This is a genomic window from Roseicyclus amphidinii (assembly GCF_030163755.1).
Lineage (GTDB): Bacteria > Pseudomonadota > Alphaproteobacteria > Rhodobacterales > Rhodobacteraceae > Roseicyclus > Roseicyclus amphidinii.
The window spans coordinates 25,335-41,430 of record NZ_JASJOE010000021.1; the positions used below are offsets into that span (position 1 = coordinate 25,335).

Sequence of the window (16,096 nt, forward strand, 5' to 3'; positions counted from 1 at the left end):
CCTTTGGCTCTGCCCCATGCTCAGTCCCCGACAGGGGGTGCGCATGGCATATGATCTGGTGATCCGTGGCGGGCGCGTCGTGACCGGCGGCGCGGTGGTCGAGGCCGATATCGCCGTCACCGCGGGCCGCATCGCGGCGCTTGGCGCGGGCCTCACAGGGGCAGAGGTGGTCGGGGCCGCGGGCCTTCTGATCACCCCCGGAGGCGTCGATCCGCATTGCCATATCGAGCAGATGTCGGGCATGGGCCTGATGAACGCCGACACGTTCGAAACCGCCACGCGCTCCGCCGCGATGGGCGGCACCACGAGCGTGATCTCCTTCGCCGCGCAGGCCAAGGGGCAGCGGCTTAGCGATACGGTCGCCGATTACGCCACCCGCGCGCAACGCGGCGCGGCGGTGGACCACGCCTTTCACATCTCGGTCAGCGACCCCTCCGTCCCCGCGTTCGAGGACGACCTGCGCGCGCTGATCGCCGCAGGCCACCGCTCGATCAAGGTCTTCACGACCTACAACATCAAGCTGGAAGACGCCGATATCCTCGAAATCCTGCGCATCGCGGGCGAGGCCGGGGCGCTGACCTGCATCCACGCCGAGAACGACGCGATCATCGCGGCGGCGCGCGCGCGACTTCTGGCCGAGGGGCGCACGCGGCCCATCGACCACGCCGCCTCTCGCCCGCGCGAGGCCGAGATCGAGGCGGTCGCCCGCATGTGCCGCCTCGCCGAAGTGGCGCGCGCGCCGGTGATGATCTTCCACGTCTCGACAGCGGAAGCCGTGGCCGAGATCGCCACCGCCCGCGCCCGTGGCGCGCCCATCTGGGCCGAGACCTGCCCGCATTACCTGTTCCAGACCGACGCGGTTCTGGACCGTCCGGGCATGGAAGGCGCGAAATGGATGTGCTCGCCCCCGCAACGCACGCGCGCCGATCAAGCCGCGCTCTGGGCCGGGCTGGCGGCGGGTCATCTTCAGATCGTGTCCTCGGACCACGCGCCCTACCGCTTCGACGAGACGGGCAAGTTCTCGAACGGGCGCGACGCGCCCTTCCCCGCCATCGCCAACGGCATGCCGGGGCTCGAGCCGCGCCTGCCGCTGATGTTCGACGCGATGGTGAGCGGCGGACGACTGGGCGCGACCGGTTTCGCCCGGCTGACCGCCGAGGCGCCCGCGGCGCTCTACGGGCTGCCCGGCAAGGGGCGCATCGCGCCGGGATACGACGCCGATCTCGTGCTCTGGGACATGGGCCGCGCCGTGACCTACGGGGCGGACGACCTGCATGACAACGTGGGCTACAACCCGTGGGAGGGCACATCCGTCACCGGCTGGCCCGTCGCCACCTACCAGCGGGGGCAAGCCGTGATGCGCGAAGGCGACTATCTCGGCCAACCCGGCGCAGGGCGCTGGCTGGCGCGCGCGGCCATCGGCACGCGCCCCGCAGACATCATGGGAACGCGCAATTGACCGACCGACCCACAGCGCCCAACGTTCTGGCGATCACCTTTCTCTATTACCGCGACCTGCCCCGCGCCTTTGCCTTCTACCGCGACGTGATGGGCTTTCCGCTGGCCATCGACCAGGGCGACCTCGCCAAGATCATGCAGATCGCGCCGAACGCGCATCTGGGGCTGGTGGACGAGGCGAAGGGCATGAACGACTGGCAGCCCGAGAAATGCGTGCAGGTCTGCATTCGCATTGAGGATGTGGAGGCATGGCATGCCTATCTGGCCGATCAGGGGGTCGACGGCCTGTCGCGGATGTTCGAAAACGACAAGATCGGCATCCGCGCCTTCGTCTTCCGTGACCCCGAGGGCTACCAGGTCGAGATCCAGCAGGCGACCCGATGACCGGCACGCTTTTCGTCATCAACCCCAATTCTTCCGACACCGTCACCGCGGGCATCGCCGAGGCCATCGCCCCCCTGCGCAACCTGCCTGCGCCCGTCACCTGCCTGACGCTGGCCGAGGGGCCGCCCGGCATCGAAAGCCAAGCGCAGGCCGACGAGACCATCGCGCCGATGCTGGCGCTGGCCGCCCGGCTGGAGCCCGACGCCGCGGGCTATGTCGTCGCCTGTTTCGGCGATCCCGGCGTCCACGCGCTGCGCGACCGGACGGCCAAGCCCGTGCTCGGCATCCAGGAAGCCGCCGTTGCGACCGCGCTGACGCTGGGCCAGCGCTTCGGCATCATCGCGATCCTGCCCGCCTCGATCCCGCGCCACCTGCGCAGCCTCGGCGCAATGGGGGTGCTGGACCGGCTGGCAGGCGACCGGGCGCTGAACCTCGGTGTCGCCGCGCTCGCCGACCCGGACGCCACGCAAACCCGCCTGGTCGAGACCGGCCGCGCCCTGCGCGACCTTGACGGGGCCGAGGTGCTGATCCTCGGCTGCGCGGGCATGGCGCGCTACCGCGCGACGCTGGAACAGGCACTGACCATCCCCGTGATCGACCCCTGCCAGGCCGCCGTCGCCATGCTGCAGGGGCGCATCGCGCTGGCCCAGACCCACAGACCCGGAGGAGGCTGACATGCCCAAACCCGTTCTGCTCGACGAAACCGCCCGCGGCGTCTTTACCATCGCCGCCACGCCCTTTCTGCCGGATGGGTCGCTCGACCCCGAAAGCCTCGACCGGATGGTCGCGTTCTACGAGGAGAAGGGCGCGACCGGCCTCACGATCCTCGGCATGATGGGCGAGGCGGGCAAGCTGTCGGACAAGGAAAGCCGGATCGTCATCGACCGCGTGACCGCGCGGGCGACGGTTCCCGTCGTCGTCGGCGTCTCGGCCCCCGGCCTTGCCGCGGTGACCACGATGGCCAAGGCCGCGATGGACCGCGGGGCCGCGGGCGTCATGGTTGCGCCCACCGCGGGGCTCAGGACCGACGAGCAGATCATCGGCTATTTCGAGATGGTCGCCGACGCGCTGGGGGAGATCCCCTGGGTGCTGCAGGATTTCCCGCTGGTGACCGGTGTGCAGATCACGCCGAAGGTTCTGCGCCGCATCTTCGACGCCTGCCCGACCTGCGTCATGCTCAAGCACGAGGATTGGCCGGGGCTGGAGAAGATCGGCGCGCTCAGGCGGATGGAGGCCGAGGGCGCGCGGCGGCTCTCGATCCTGTGCGGCAACGGGGGGCTTTTCCTGCTGGAAGAGATGCTGAGGGGGGCTGACGGCGCGATGACCGGCTTCGCCTATCCCGAGATGATGGCCGAGGTGGTGCGCCTGATGCAGGCGGGCGACGAGGGGCGTGCGCGCGACCTGTTCGACGCCTACCTGCCGCTGATCCGCTACGAGAGCCAGCCGGGGCTGGGGTTGGCGATCCGGAAACACACGCTCGCCCGGCGCGGTGCGATTGCCCATGCGACCGTGCGGCGGCCCGGCCCGGCACTCTCGGCGGCGACCATCGCCGAGACCGAGGCGCTGATCGCCCGGCAGGAGGCGCGGCTGGCGGAGCTTGGCTAGAGCCGGTCGCGCAGAAGAGGCCCGGCGCCCGTTTCGCCGCGCGTCGCGCGCCGACCCGGCGCGAAACGCGCGTTTCGCGGCACCCGGTGTCGAGGGCGGTCCTCATCCTGCACAGGCCTGCGCATCCGGCAGGCTGCGGGAGCCTCCGGCGGCCATATTTGGGGGATGAAGATGCGACGGGCGTTCACCTTTTCTCAAGACTTCGGTGCAAGGCTCATCCCGCGGGACAGGCAGCCATGCCGATGACCGTGGATGGAGATGCACATCCTCCCCGGTGAAGCCCTTCGGGATAGCCGGGGGGATGTCGCGCCACTATCCCGCGGTGCAGAGCCGGAGTGTCTCGACCTCTGACGGATCATAGGGTTGCCCCGCGGCGTCGAGGATGTCGTGGAACCAGACCGAGCGGTCGGCGTCGCCGCCATGGGCGGCCACCAACTCCTCGGGCCAGGGCAGCCAGGTCTGGGTGCGCCCCTGCACCAGCCCCCATTGCACGCAGCCCACGTCACGGTCGCGGAAGAGCGTGAGCTGGTCGGCGATGCGGCTGCCCACCGGCCGCGCCATCCATTCAGTGCAGAGCATCGGGCGGCCCCTCTGGGCCAGCGCCGTGATGATCGCGTCCACCTTGTCGGTTGCAAGATAGGCGTGGAAGGTCACGATATCCGAGCGCGCCAGCGCCGTGCTGTCGATGGGCGTCTCGTAGGCGGCCTCGGTCACGCCTGCGACGGGCGTGCTCCAGGCCCCCACGGTCAACGGCTGCTCGGGCGCGCAGGCGCGGGCCAGCTCGAAGCTCGCCTCCATCAGGGCCAGGCTTTGCGCCGAGAAATCCGGCTCGTAGAGCGCGGCCCCGCCGGGGGCAAAGACCATGCGGTTGCCGGGCTCGTTGTAGAGGTCCCAGAAGAGCACCCGGCGGTCATCGCGGAAGCGGCCGACGATGTCGGCGACATAGCGATGAAAGCCGTCCGTTTCCGCGCCCGCCAGCAGGAGCGCGCGGCCGGGGCTGGCCACCGCGCGGCTGTTGTGGACGGCGGGGATCGGGTCGGGCTGCGGCCCGTAGACCGGTTCGACCCCGCCGAAGCCGCAATCGTCGAACAGGACGGGAATGGTGTCGATGCCGCGGGCCGCGGCCATGCCCATCACCCGGTCGAGCCGGTCGATCAGCCCGTCGCGGTCGTGCTTCCACACGAGGTAGTGGAGGTTGATGCGAAAGGCGTTGAAGCCCAGCTCCGCCGCCCAGCCCAGCTCGCGCTCGATGGTGGCGGCGTCGAAACTGTCGCGGTGCCACATCTCGAGGAAATTCACCGCCGTCGAGGGCAGGAAGTTGAAGCCGCACACCCAGTCACGGGCGCGCCACCAGGCCATGGCCTCCGCTTCGGTCCAACGGGTCATTCTGCGCCTTCCGTGATTGTATGAAGTCATGGGGACACCGGCCGGGCGAAACACCCGGCCGATGGGTAAACGGCCTCAGCCGTCCAGAAGGTCCTGCACCTCCAGCTCGGCATCCGAGAGCGCGTCGCCCACGGGCTTGCCGGTCAGCCAGATCGCCTGCAGCTCGCGGTTCAGCACGTCCTGGATCGCGCCGTAATTCTCGGCGGCGGGCGTGTCGCGGGCGATGGATGCGGTGCCGGTATACTCGTCGCGGTGCGGAAGCGCGGCATAGGCCTCGGAGGCCAGCACCGAGTTGCGCACGGCCATGTGCCCGGTCCGCGCCCAATCGATGTTATGGGCGTTGATGAAGGCCAGGACCTGCAACGCCGCCGCATAGGTCTCGGGGTCGTCACGTTTGAGCGAGGCGGGGATCGCCCACATGTGGCTGTCGGCCCAGGTCGCGCCCTCGGCGAACAGCGTCGGGAAATCGGCGACGTAGTAATCCGACAGTGCGACATCGGGGTTCGCGGCCTCGGCGCTGTAGAAATCGACCACCCATGTGCCGTTGACCAGAACCGCCGCCTCGCCGTTCAGGAAGGCCTGCTGGCTGTCGGCGTAGTTCAGCTGCGGGTCCGCGTGGCCCGCGTCGAAGAGCTGCGTGATCGTGGTGACGGCGTTGCGCGCGGCCTCGGTGTCGATGGTGGCGGTGCCGTCCTCGGTGAAGATGTTCTCGCCCTGCTGCCACATCAGCGACAGCACGAGGCGCACGCCGATGGGAAACTGCGCGAAATCGGCGGCGAGGTAGTCGTGGCCGGTGGCCGCTTCGACCATGGCGGCATGTTCCAGAAGCTCCTCGGGAGAGGAGGGCAGGATCGGGCTGCCATCCTCGGCGACAAGGCCCGCGGCCTCCATGATCTCCATGTTCACGTGCCAAAGGTTCGCGTGGAAATCCATCGGCACGCCGTAGATGCCGCCCTCGAAGCTGACCGCGTCCAGCGCGGCGGGCGCCCAGTCGGACACGTCGATGCCCGCCGCCTCGAGGTCGCCCGACAGCTCGGCCAGCGCGCCAAGGCCCGCGAATTGCGGCACCCGGTGGCGGTGCATGACATGCACGTCCGGCGGCTCGCCGCCCGCGTAGGCCGCGATGACCTGGTCATAGTAGTTGCCCCAGTCGGTCGGCAGGGTGGTGACCGTGATGCCGTCCAGCTCGGCGTCGGCGGCGTTGATGATGGACTGGATGATGCAGGCCTCGCCCACGCTGGCGGTCGTGTCGGTGCCTGCATCCTCGCAAGCGCCGAAGAAGCGGCCCAGCGTCACCTCCTGCGCGGTGGCCCCCGTGACCGCCGTGGCGGCCAGCGCGGTGCCGATCAGAACATGTTTCATGTCTTTCCTCCCTTGGATTGGGGCCGTTGCGGCCCCGGTTCAGCCCTTTGTGCCTCCGGCCGTCATGGCGCGGACCACGTGGCGTTGGAACATCAGGAACAGGATCACGACGGGCAGGGACGCGATGACGCCCGAGGCCATGACGCGGCCCAGCCCCTCGGATTGCGCGAAATTCGACTGGATCGAGGCAAGCCCCAGCGTGATCGTGAAGCGCTCGGGTTCGCGCGCCGAGACCAGCGGCCAGAGGTAATCGTTCCAGGCGTAGAGAAAGGTCAGGATCGCCAGCGTCATCATCGCGGGCCGCGCGAGCGGCAGCATGATGTGCCAGAAGATCTGCAGCCAGCCGACCCCGTCGATGCGGGCGGCTTCCTCGATGTCCTTCGGGATCGACTTGAAGAACTGCATCATCAGGAAGACGCCGATGGGCACCGCCATGCGCGGCAGGATCAGCGCGTGATAGCTGTTGTGCCAGCCGAGATCGGCGAACATCGTGTAAAGCGGGATGAACACCGCCTGCTCCGGCACCATCAGCCCGACAAGGCAGAGAACCAGGATCGCGCGCTTGAACGGAAATTCCAGCCGCGCCAGCGCATAGCCCGCCGTGGTCGAGACGGCGAGAACGCCCAGCGTCATCCCCAGCGCCACGATGGCCGAGTTGAGAAACCACATCGGCGTCTGCCCGAAGCTGAAGAGCGCCGCGTAATTCTCGGCGGTGAAGGGAATGGGGACGAGCCCGAAGGCGGTGGTCGAGGTCGTGCGCGCCAGCACCTCGTTGGGCTGGAACGAGAGCGAGATCATCCAGAGCGTCGGGATCAGCCACAGGAAGGCCGGGATCGAAAGCGCCGTGATCAGCCAGTAATAGCCGCGGTTCATCGCTCGTCCCCCTCGCGGCCAAGGATGAACTGCACCAGCGAAAACGCCCCCATGATCAGGAACAGGACCACCGCCATGGCGCTGGCCTTCCCCAGCTCGCTGTCGCGGAAGGCGGTCTGGTAGATGTAGCGCACCAGCACCTGCGTGCTGTCGTTGGGCCCGCCCTGCGTCATCAGGTGCGCCTGCCCGAAGACCTGGAAATGCAGGATGATCTGGAGGACCACGACCAGCGTGATCGTGCGCTTCAGGTTCGGCAGGGTGATGTACCAGAAGGCGCGGATGCCGCGGGCGTTGTCGATGGCGGCGGCCTCGTAGATGTCCTTGGAAATATCCTGGATGCCCGCGAGAAACAGGATCATGGCGATGCCCAGCGACCACCAGATCGTCGTGATGACGATGGCCGCCATGGCAAGCTGCTGGTCGGTCAGCCAGACGATGGGCGAGCCGCCCAGCGCCTGCGCGACATTGGCGATCAGCCCCTGCCGGGGCGAGAACATGATCTGCCAGATCAGCGTGACCACCGTCACCGACAGAACCTGGCTCAGGAAAAAGACCGTGCGCAGCACGGCCTTGGCCCGCGTCTCGCCATCCAGCGCGGCGGCAAGGATCAGCGCGGTGAGCGTGACGCCCGGCACCGCCAGCGCGACGAAGGTGATCGTGTTGCCCACCGTCGGCCAGAACCGGCGGTCATACCAGCGCCCGCCCTCGCCCGGATGGAAACCGGGCATCAGGAAGAACAGCGCCCCCGCGATCCCCAGCGCCAAAGCCGTCGCCCGTGTCAGCCGCCCGCTGCGATAACCGAAAAAGGCCAGCCCGATCCCGAGGACACCACCGGTTTGCATGACCGGGCTGGCAAAGAGGCCCCATTCGATGTTCCGCCCCCAGAGCGTGCGGATGTAATTCTCGGCCCCGATGAACTCGCGCGCATCGGGGTTGAAGGCGACGGCGAGCAGGTTCCAGTCGTGCAGGCTGATCCAGACCCCGTTCAGGAACGGGTAGACAAGGAACGCGGCATAGACCGCGAGGAACGGCAGAAGCAGCACCGCCGCCGCCTGCCCCTCGGTCAATCCCCGCGCCCTGTGCCTGCCCTTCGCCACGCGGTCCGCCCTCCCCGACGCCCCGATTCCATGCTGCATTCTGGCTTGTGATAAAAATATTAGCAATATTTATTAGCAGCACCCCCGCAACCCGCGGGCAAGGCTTTGCGAGGCGGCATGGACGACGCGGACGACAAGACCCAGGGCCGGGTCACGATGAAGGAGGTCGCGCTTCAGGCGGGCGTGTCGCAATCCACCGTCTCTTTCGTGCTGAACGGCAACGAGGACATGCGCATCAGCGCCGAGACCCGCCGCCGCGTGCTCAAGGCCGTGACCGATCTCGGCTACCGCCCGCGCGGCGCGGGGCGACCGGCCAAGGGCTCGGGCAGCCGCGTGATCGGCGTCATGGTCGACGAGATCGCCACCAGCCCCTTCGCCGCGATCTCGATCGAGGGGCTGCAGGAAGAGGCGTGGAAGGCCGGTGTGCTCGCCGAGGTGGTGATGACCGGCGGCGACCGCGGGTACGAGGCCGCGGTGCTGCGCAAATGGGCCGCCGACCGGGTCGAGGGGGTGATCTACGCCTCGATCCTGACGCGGCGGGTGACGCCGCCGGACGCGCTGTCGCGCCACCGCGCGGTTCTGCTCAACTGCTACGACGGCGAGGGGCGGTTCGCCTCGGTCGTGCCCGCCGAGCGCCGCGGCGGCGAGGCCGCCACCCGCGCCCTGCTGGACGCCGGGCACCGGCGCATCGCCTTCATCGCGGGCGAGCCGTGGATGGACGCCTCGGATCAGCGGATGGAGGGCTACGAGCGCGCGCTGCGCGCCGCAGGCCTGACCATCGACCCGTCGCTGATCGAGGCGGGCAACTTCCTGCCCTCGGGCGGCCATGCCGCCACCCACCGACTGCTCGACCGCACCCGGCCCGACGCGATCTTCTGCGCCAACGACCTGATGGCGGTCGGCTGTTACGAGGCGCTCAAGGAACGCGGCGAAGCCGTGGGCGAGACCATCGCCGTGATGGGCTACGACGACCAGGAAATCGCCCAGCACCTGAACCCGCCGCTCTCGACCGTGCTGCTGCCGCACCGCGAGATGGGCCAATGGTGCGCCGCGCGCATCCTGTCGGGCGACGAGACGCCGGTGGCGGCCCGGCTGGAATGCCCGGCCGTCCTGCGCCGCTCGCACCTGCGCCGCGCGCAAGACGTCTGAAACAGGAAACGGCCCGAGGGTGTCCCCCCGGGCCGCCTGTCCGCGTTTCCTGGGCAGGGCACGCCTGCGCGCCCCGCCCTCTGGTCCTCAAGCGATCAGAACAGGTCGTTCTCCATGACCTTGGTCCAGGCCGCCGCGAAGTCGCGCACGAATTTCTCGGGCGCGTCATCCTGGGCATAGACCTCGGCATAGGCGCGCAGGATCGAGTTCGAGCCGAACACCAGGTCCACGCGGGTGGCCGTCCACTTCACCTCGCCCGACTTGCGGTCGGTGATCTCGTAGAGGTTCGACCCCTTTGGCACCCACTTGTAGGCCATGTCGGTCAGGTTGACGAAGAAGTCGGTGGTCAGCGCGCCCGCCCGGTCGGTGAAGACGCCATGCGCCGCCCCGCCGTGGTTCGCGCCCATCGCCCGCATCCCGCCAAGCAGAACCGTCATCTCAGGCCCGGTCAGGCCCAGAAGCTGCGCCCGGTCGAGCATCAGCTCTTCGGCCGCGACGGCGTAGTCCTGCTTCATCCAGTTGCGGAACCCGTCGGCCAGCGGCTCGAGCACCGAGAAGCTCTCGGCGTCGGTCTGCTCGGCCGTCGCATCGCCGCGACCCGGCGTGAAGGGCACCTCGATCTCGAAGCCCGCGGCCTTGGCCGCCTGCTCGACACCGACGTTGCCGGCCAGCACGATGGTGTCGGCCACCGATGCGCCATGCTTGGCCGCCAGCGGCTCCAGCACCGACAGCACCGAGGCGAGGCGCGCGGGCTCGTTGCCTTCCCAGTCCTTCTGGGGGGCAAGCCGGATGCGGGCCCCGTTGGCCCCGCCGCGCAGGTCCGACTGGCGGAAGGTGCGGGCGCTGTCCCATGCCGTCGCCACCATGTCGGCGACCGACAGACCCGAGGCCGCGATATCGGCCTTGAGGGCCGCCACGTCGTAGCCGGTCGATCCCGCCGGGATCGGGTCCTGCCAGATCAGGTCTTCGGCAGGGGCATCCGGGCCGATGTAGCGGGTCCGGGGTCCGAGGTCGCGGTGGGTCAGCTTGAACCAGGCGCGCGCGAAGCAATCGTCGAAATAGGCGGGGTCCGCCATGAACTTCTGACAGATCGCGTTATAGGCCGGGTCCATCTTCATCGCCATGTCGGCATCCGTCATCATCGGCATGACGCGCTTGGTCGGATCGGTGGGATCGACCGGCATGTCCTCTTCCTTGATGTCGATAGGCCGCCACTGCCATGCGCCCGCGGGCGACTTGGTCAGTTCCCACTCGTAGCCGAACAGGAGCTTGAAGTAGCCCATGTCCCACTTGGTCGGGTGGGTGGTCCACGCGCCCTCGATGCCGGAGGTCACGGCGTTGGTCGCCTTGCCGTCCAAATGCGGGTTGAGCCAGCCGAAGCCCTGGTTCTCGATCTCGCCCGCCTCGGGCTCGGCGCCCAATGCACCGGCGTCGCCGTTGCCATGCGCCTTGCCGACAGTGTGGCCGCCGCAGGTCAGCGCCGCGGTTTCCTCGTCATCCATCGCCATCCGGGCGAAGGTCTCGCGCACCTGGCCCGCGGTCGCCAGCGGATCGGGCTGGCCGTTCACCCCCTCGGGGTTCACGTAAATCAGGCCCATCTGCACGGCGGCCAGCGGGTTCTCCATCGTGCCGGGCTTCATCACGTCTTCGTAGCGCGTGTCGGAGGGCGCAAGCCATTCCATCTCGGCGCCCCAATAGGTGTCTTTCTCGGGGTGCCAGATGTCTTCGCGCCCGAAGGAGAAGCCATAGGTCTTCAGACCCATGTCCTCATAGGCGATGTTGCCCGCCAGCAGGATCAGGTCCGCCCAGCTCAGCGCGTTGCCATACTTCTTCTTGACCGGCCACAGCAGGCGGCGGGCCTTGTCGAGGTTGCCGTTGTCCGGCCAGCTGTTGAGCGGCGCGAAGCGGATGTTGCCATGCCCGCCGCCGCCGCGGCCATCGGCCAGGCGGTAGGAACCGGCCGAGTGCCACGCCAGGCGGATCATCAGACCGCCGTAATGGCCCCAGTCGGCCGGCCACCAGTCCTGGCTGTCGGTCAGCAGCGCCTTGACGTCGGCCTTCACCGCCTCGAAGTCGAGGCCCTTGACCGCCTCGCGGTAGTCGAAATCCGCGCCCAGCGGCGACACCTTGGTGTCATGCTGGTGCAGGATGTCCAGCTTCAGCGTCTTGGGCCACCAGGAGGCCACATCCTGCTCCGCCTTCGTGATCGCGCCATGCATCACCGGGCATTTGCCCATGGCCTTGTCATCTCCGTCCATCATCGTGTCTCTCTCCCGTGCAAACGGCTGTCAGGTGGATATCTCGTGCAAGGCGTTTCCAACGGGGCGGCCGCAGCGGCCGATTCCCCGCACCTTGGAACCGTTCTAGCAAAGTGGACGCATCAGGATAAGTTGAATATTCTGATTGTCATGATAAGTTCACCTTATGAACCACGTCACCCTCAAACAGCTGCGCTATGTCGAGGCGCTCGCCCGCCACGGCCATTTCGGCCGCGCCGCCGAGGCAAGCTCGGTCACCCAGCCCGCGCTGTCGATGCAGATCAGGGAGTTGGAAGAGAGCCTTGGCCAACGGCTGTTCGAACGCGGCGCGCGGCAGGTGCGGCTGACCGCCTTCGGCGAGGAGATCGCGGCGCGCGCCCGCGACATCCTGCGCGCCGTGGACGAGCTGGAGGACCTCGCGCGCGCCCGGCGCGACGGTCCGGGCGGGCGGCTGCGCCTCGGCGTGATCCCGACCATCGCGCCCTATCTCCTGCCGAGGATGATCCGCGACCTGGCCGCGCGCTATCCGGGCGTCGACCTGCAGGTCCGCGAGACCCAGACCGAGCGGCTGATCGCCGAGCTGATGGAGGGGCGGCTCGACACCGCGGTCGTGGCGCTGCCGGTCTCGGAACCCGCGCTCGAGGAGGTTGCCCTGTTTTCCGAGGGCTTCGTCCTCGTCCGCCCCGATGCCGAGGCGCAGGCCCCCGTCCCCGCGCCCGAGGCGCTGCCGGACATGCAGCTTCTGCTGCTGGAAGAAGGGCATTGTTTCCGCGACCAGGCGCTCGAGGTCTGCGGGCTGCGCGCCTCCAGCCCGCGGGCGGGGCTGGACGGCTCGTCGCTGTCCACGCTCGTGCAGATGGTGGGGGCAGGCATCGGCGTGACGCTGATCCCCGAGATGGCGGTGGGCGTCGAGACCCGCGGCGCGCCGGTCGCCGTGCAACGGTTCGACACCGGGCGGCCGGTGCGCACGGTGGGGATGATCTGGCGGCGCACGAACCCGCTGGCCCGCGACCTGCGCGAGCTGGCCGAGGTGGTGCGCCAATCCGCCGAAGCGATGTATGCGACGGGCCCGGCGCCGGTCGGCTGAGGGCTCAGGCCGGGCTTTTCGAGACCGCCACGATCTCGCGCACCAGCACGTCCAGCGTGTCGATGCCCCGCACCCCCGGCGCCACCGCATCGGCGATGAGCGAGAACTCGGTGCAGGCGATCAGCTGCACCTCGGCCCCGGTCTTCACCAGCCCTTCGGACGCCCGCACCAGCGCGGCGCGCGCCGCGGGGACCGGCCCCTCGGCCTTGATCGCCCGGATCGCCGCAAGCAGCGCCGCGCCGTCGGCGGGGTGGATAACCTCCAGCCCCTCGCCGGCCAGCGCCCGGTCGAACAGCCCCACCTGCGCCACCGCAGGCGAGGCCAGAAGGCCCACCCGCGCCCCCTGCCCTGCCGCCTCGCGCGCCGCCCGCGCCGAGGCCGCGACCATGTCGAGCACAGGGACCGAGACCGCGCCGCGGATCGCGGCAAGGTAGTGGTGCGCGGTGTTGCAGGGCATCGCCAGCGCCGCGGCCCCCGCCCCCTCCAGCCGCCGCGCCATGGCGGCCAGCACCGGGGCGGGGTCAGGCCCCGTGCCCTCGATCAGATGGGCGATGCGGCTTGGCACCTGGCTGTTCTGGTCGACGATCAGCGGCACATGGTCCGCGTCATCCCGCGCGGGCACCGCGGCGATGATGCGGCGCATCAACAGGACCGTCGCCTCCGGCCCCATGCCGCCGAGGATGCCGACCGTCCTCATCCCCGCGCCAGCGCGCCCTTGTAGGCGAACAGCCCCACCGCGCCCCCGGTGTGCAGGAAGACCACCCGCTCACCCGCCTTGAAGCGCCCGCTCAGACACCAGTCGATCAGCCCCGCCGCCCCCTTGCCGGAATAGACCGGGTCGAGAAGAATGCCCTCCAGCTCGGCGAACATCCGGATCGCCTCGAGCGTGTCCTCGCGCGGCAGGCCATAGCCTGCGCCCACGTAAGAAGTGTCGGCCACCACGTCCTCGCGCCGCACCACGCCGGGGCAGCCCAGCTTGTCCGCCGTCCGACAGGCAAGGTCGTAGACCATCTGCTCCTGCCGCTCCCGCGGCGCGCGGGTGCCGATCCCCAGCACCGGGATGCCCGCGTTCAGCGCGCACATCCCCGCCACCAGCCCCGCCTGCGTCCCCGACGATCCCGTCGCATGGACCAACCGGTCGATCACAAGCCCCCGCTCGTTGGCCTGCGCCAGCAGCTCCAGCGCACAGTTCACGTAGCCCAGCGCACCGGTCGGGTTCGACCCGCCGCCGGGAATGACATAGACCTTGCGGCCCTTCGCCCGCTCGGCCTCGGCCGCGGCCTCCATCGCGGCGGGCATGTCGGTGCCGCCCGGATGCAGCTCGGTCGTGGCCCCGTGCAGGTGGTCGAGCAGCACGTTGCCGTTTTCCGTGTAATCGGGGTCCTGGTAGCCCGTGCGGTCCTCGAGCAGGATGTGGCACCCCATCCCCAGCTTCGCCGCGAAAGCCGCCGTCTGGCGGGCGTGGTTCGACTGGGTGGCACCCTGCGTCATCACCATGTCGGCCCCGTGGGCCATCGCCTCGGCCATCAGGAATTCCAGCTTGCGGGTCTTGTTGCCGCCCGTCGACATGCCGGTGCAATCGTCGCGCTTGATCCAGATCTCGGGCCCGCCCAGCGCCGCGCTCAGCCGGTCGAGCCGCTCCAGCGGGGTGGGCAGATGGGCAAGATGGACACGGGGAAATCGGGCAAGATGCATCGGGGTCTCCGGGGTGGGGATCGTCGCGGGCAGTGATGCACGCTTTGCAACAATTGACAATCCTTGCGGCGTGTTGTGCAACAATGCTTCGCGCGCGGCTGGCCTTGGCCGTCCGGGGGACTAGATAGGCGGTATCGTTCGGGCAGAGCGGACGACCGAGGGAGGGACAACCATGACCGAGACTTTGGCCGCGCTGATCGCGGCGCAGGATGACAGCGCGCGCGCAATCGGCGCTCCGGGCCGCGACTGGCTCGATTATGCCGGGCTCAAGGCACAGGCCGCCCGCGTGGCCGCGGCGCTGCATGGCGCGGGCGTGGGCCGGGGCGACCGTGTCGCCATCGTGCTGCCGAACGGGCCGGAAATGGCCGCAGCCTTCGTCACCGTGGCCGGGGTGGCGACCACCTGCCCGCTGAACCCCGCCTACAAGGAAGACGAGTTCGCCTTCTACCTCGAAGACCTGAAGGCCAAGGCGATCATCCTCGCCGAGGGCGAGGCGGGGCCTGCCCATGCGGCCGCCGCGCGTCTCGGGCTGTCGGTGATCCGGCTCTCCTTCGACGCCGCGGACCCCGCGGGGGTCTTTACCCTGACGCCCGAGGGCCTTGCGGGCGAGGCCGACACCGCAGCCCCCGCGCCCGATGACGTGGCGCTGATCCTGCACACCTCGGGCACCACCTCGCGGCCCAAGATCGTGCCGCTGCTGCAGTCTAACGTGGCCGCATCCGCGAAGAACATCGGCGCCTCGCTGGCGCTGACCCCTGCCGACCGCTGCCTGAACGTCATGCCGCTCTTCCACATCCACGGGCTGATCGCCGCCGTCTCCTCCAGCCTCGCCGCCGGTGGCTCGGTCTGGTGCGCGCCGGGCTTCGACGCGATGAAGTTCTTCGGCTGGATGGAGGAGGCGCGCCCCTCCTGGTACACCGCCGTTCCGACCATGCACCAGACGATCCTGGCGCGCGCCGCGCGCAATGCCGAGACCATCAGGAACGTGCCCCTGCGCTTCCTGCGCTCCTCCTCGGCCTCGCTGCCCGGCCCGGTGATGGAGGCGTTGGCCGAAACCTTCGGCGCGCCGGTGATCGAGGGCTACGGGATGACCGAGGCCACGCACCAGATGGCCTCGAACCCGCTGCCGCCCCGCGCGCAGAAGCCCGGATCGGTGGGCGTGGAGGCCGGTCCGCTGGTGCGGATCGCCCATGAGGTCGAGGACCGCCTGATGGCGGGTGGCGTGGGCGAGGTGGTGATCTCGGGCCCGAACGTGACCCCCGGTTACGAGGGCAACCCCGAGGCCAATGCCAAGAGCTTCTTCATGGCCGACGGCCTCCGCTGGTTCCGCACCGGCGACCAGGGCACTTTCGACGAGGAGGGCTACCTGACGCTGACGGGCCGCCTGAAGGAGATCATCAACCGCGGCGGCGAGAAGGTCTCGCCGCTCGAGGTGGACGGGGTGCTGTCGGCGCATCCGGCGGTGGCGCAGGTCGTGACCTTCGCCATCCCCCACCCGAAGCTGGGCGAGGAAGTGGGGGCCGCCGTCGTGCTGAAGGAGGGGACCGAGGCGACCGAGGCCGATATCCGCGGTTTCGCGGGCGAGCGGCTGGCGGGGTTCAAGGTGCCGCGCAAGGTGGTGATCCTCGACGAGATCCCGAAAGGGGCGACCGGCAAGCTGCAGCGCATCGGTCTGGCCGAGAAACTGGGGTTGGTCGAGAGCGTGTGAGGGGCGGGATCGTCGCCTTCGGCGCCGACCCGTG

At 69.3% G+C, this 16,096-nt stretch carries 14 protein-coding genes; 7 read left to right on the forward strand and 7 right to left on the reverse strand.

All coding sequences use genetic code 11. From position 1 onward, the window contains the following. Positions 1 to 43: 43 nt before the first annotated feature. Genes hydA through QQK83_RS09165 form a run of 4 tightly spaced genes read left to right on the forward strand, consistent with a single transcriptional unit; the run spans position 44 to position 3,447 of the window. Positions 44 to 1,459 carry a dihydropyrimidinase gene (gene hydA, locus QQK83_RS09150; RefSeq protein ID WP_284263575.1) on the forward strand — a complete coding sequence of 472 codons (1,416 nt, stop codon included), beginning with the start codon at positions 44 to 46 and terminating at the stop codon, positions 1,457 to 1,459. Then, positions 1,456 to 1,842 carry a VOC family protein gene (locus QQK83_RS09155; RefSeq protein ID WP_284263577.1) on the forward strand — a complete coding sequence of 129 codons (387 nt, stop codon included), beginning with the start codon at positions 1,456 to 1,458 and terminating at the stop codon, positions 1,840 to 1,842. Before hydA ends, QQK83_RS09155 begins: the two co-directional genes overlap by 4 nt. Continuing rightward, positions 1,839 to 2,516, forward strand: a complete 678-nt coding sequence (locus QQK83_RS09160; RefSeq protein WP_284263578.1) for an aspartate/glutamate racemase family protein — start codon at positions 1,839 to 1,841, stop codon at positions 2,514 to 2,516. The genes QQK83_RS09155 and QQK83_RS09160 overlap by 4 nt, the downstream gene beginning before the upstream one ends. Position 2,517: 1 nt before the next feature. Continuing rightward, positions 2,518 to 3,447 carry a dihydrodipicolinate synthase family protein gene (locus tag QQK83_RS09165; protein ID WP_284263579.1) on the forward strand — a complete coding sequence of 310 codons (930 nt, stop codon included), beginning with the start codon at positions 2,518 to 2,520 and terminating at the stop codon, positions 3,445 to 3,447. Positions 3,448 to 3,759: 312 nt separating this feature from the next. Here the strand turns inward: QQK83_RS09165 and QQK83_RS09170 are convergent, their stop codons facing one another. The 4 genes from QQK83_RS09170 to QQK83_RS09185 all read right to left on the reverse strand — a co-directional run bounded on the left by QQK83_RS09170 (position 3,760) and on the right by QQK83_RS09185 (position 8,135). Next, entirely contained in the window at positions 3,760 to 4,833 is a 1,074-nt protein-coding gene (locus tag QQK83_RS09170; protein WP_284263580.1) for a cellulase family glycosylhydrolase, read from the reverse strand. A gap of 75 nt (positions 4,834 to 4,908) precedes the next feature. Next, a complete protein-coding gene (locus QQK83_RS09175; RefSeq protein ID WP_284263581.1) occupies positions 4,909 to 6,195 on the reverse strand; it encodes an extracellular solute-binding protein in 1,287 nt (428 codons plus the stop codon). A 39-nt stretch (positions 6,196 to 6,234) separates the two neighbouring features. Beyond that, positions 6,235 to 7,068, reverse strand: coding sequence for a carbohydrate ABC transporter permease (locus tag QQK83_RS09180; RefSeq protein WP_284263582.1), 834 nt, complete (start codon positions 7,066 to 7,068; stop codon positions 6,235 to 6,237). Then, a complete protein-coding gene (locus QQK83_RS09185) occupies positions 7,065 to 8,135 on the reverse strand; it encodes a carbohydrate ABC transporter permease (protein ID WP_284263583.1) in 1,071 nt (356 codons plus the stop codon). Before QQK83_RS09185 ends, QQK83_RS09180 begins: the two co-directional genes overlap by 4 nt. A gap of 147 nt (positions 8,136 to 8,282) precedes the next feature. On the opposite strand from QQK83_RS09185, the gene QQK83_RS09190 reads away from it, so the two are divergent. Continuing rightward, complete coding sequence (locus tag QQK83_RS09190) at positions 8,283 to 9,314, forward strand: LacI family DNA-binding transcriptional regulator (RefSeq protein ID WP_284263584.1); 1,032 nt, start codon at positions 8,283 to 8,285, stop codon at positions 9,312 to 9,314. Between the two features lie 95 nt (positions 9,315 to 9,409). On the opposite strand, the gene katG is transcribed toward QQK83_RS09190, so the two are convergent. Then, complete coding sequence (gene katG, locus QQK83_RS09195) at positions 9,410 to 11,572, reverse strand: catalase/peroxidase HPI (RefSeq protein ID WP_284263604.1); 2,163 nt, start codon at positions 11,570 to 11,572, stop codon at positions 9,410 to 9,412. Positions 11,573 to 11,738: 166 nt separating this feature from the next. Between katG and QQK83_RS09200 the strand changes: the two genes are divergently transcribed. Then, entirely contained in the window at positions 11,739 to 12,659 is a 921-nt protein-coding gene (locus QQK83_RS09200) for a hydrogen peroxide-inducible genes activator (RefSeq protein ID WP_284263585.1), read from the forward strand. A gap of 4 nt (positions 12,660 to 12,663) precedes the next feature. Here the strand turns inward: QQK83_RS09200 and cuyB are convergent, their stop codons facing one another. Together cuyB and cuyA are read right to left on the reverse strand one after the other, a co-directional pair. Next, the gene (gene cuyB / locus QQK83_RS09205; protein WP_284263586.1) at positions 12,664 to 13,356 is read right to left on the reverse strand and encodes a cysteate racemase; all 693 of its coding nucleotides are present in this window, start codon (positions 13,354 to 13,356) and stop codon (positions 12,664 to 12,666) included. After that, positions 13,353 to 14,354 (reverse strand): D-cysteate sulfo-lyase, encoded by a 1,002-nt coding sequence (gene cuyA / locus QQK83_RS09210; RefSeq protein ID WP_284263587.1) that lies wholly within the window; start codon positions 14,352 to 14,354, stop codon positions 13,353 to 13,355. The genes cuyB and cuyA overlap by 4 nt, the downstream gene beginning before the upstream one ends. A 172-nt stretch (positions 14,355 to 14,526) precedes the next feature. Between cuyA and QQK83_RS09215 the strand changes: the two genes are divergently transcribed. Next, positions 14,527 to 16,062, forward strand: a complete 1,536-nt coding sequence (locus tag QQK83_RS09215; protein ID WP_284263588.1) for an acyl--CoA ligase — start codon at positions 14,527 to 14,529, stop codon at positions 16,060 to 16,062. Positions 16,063 to 16,096 lie beyond the last annotated feature (34 nt).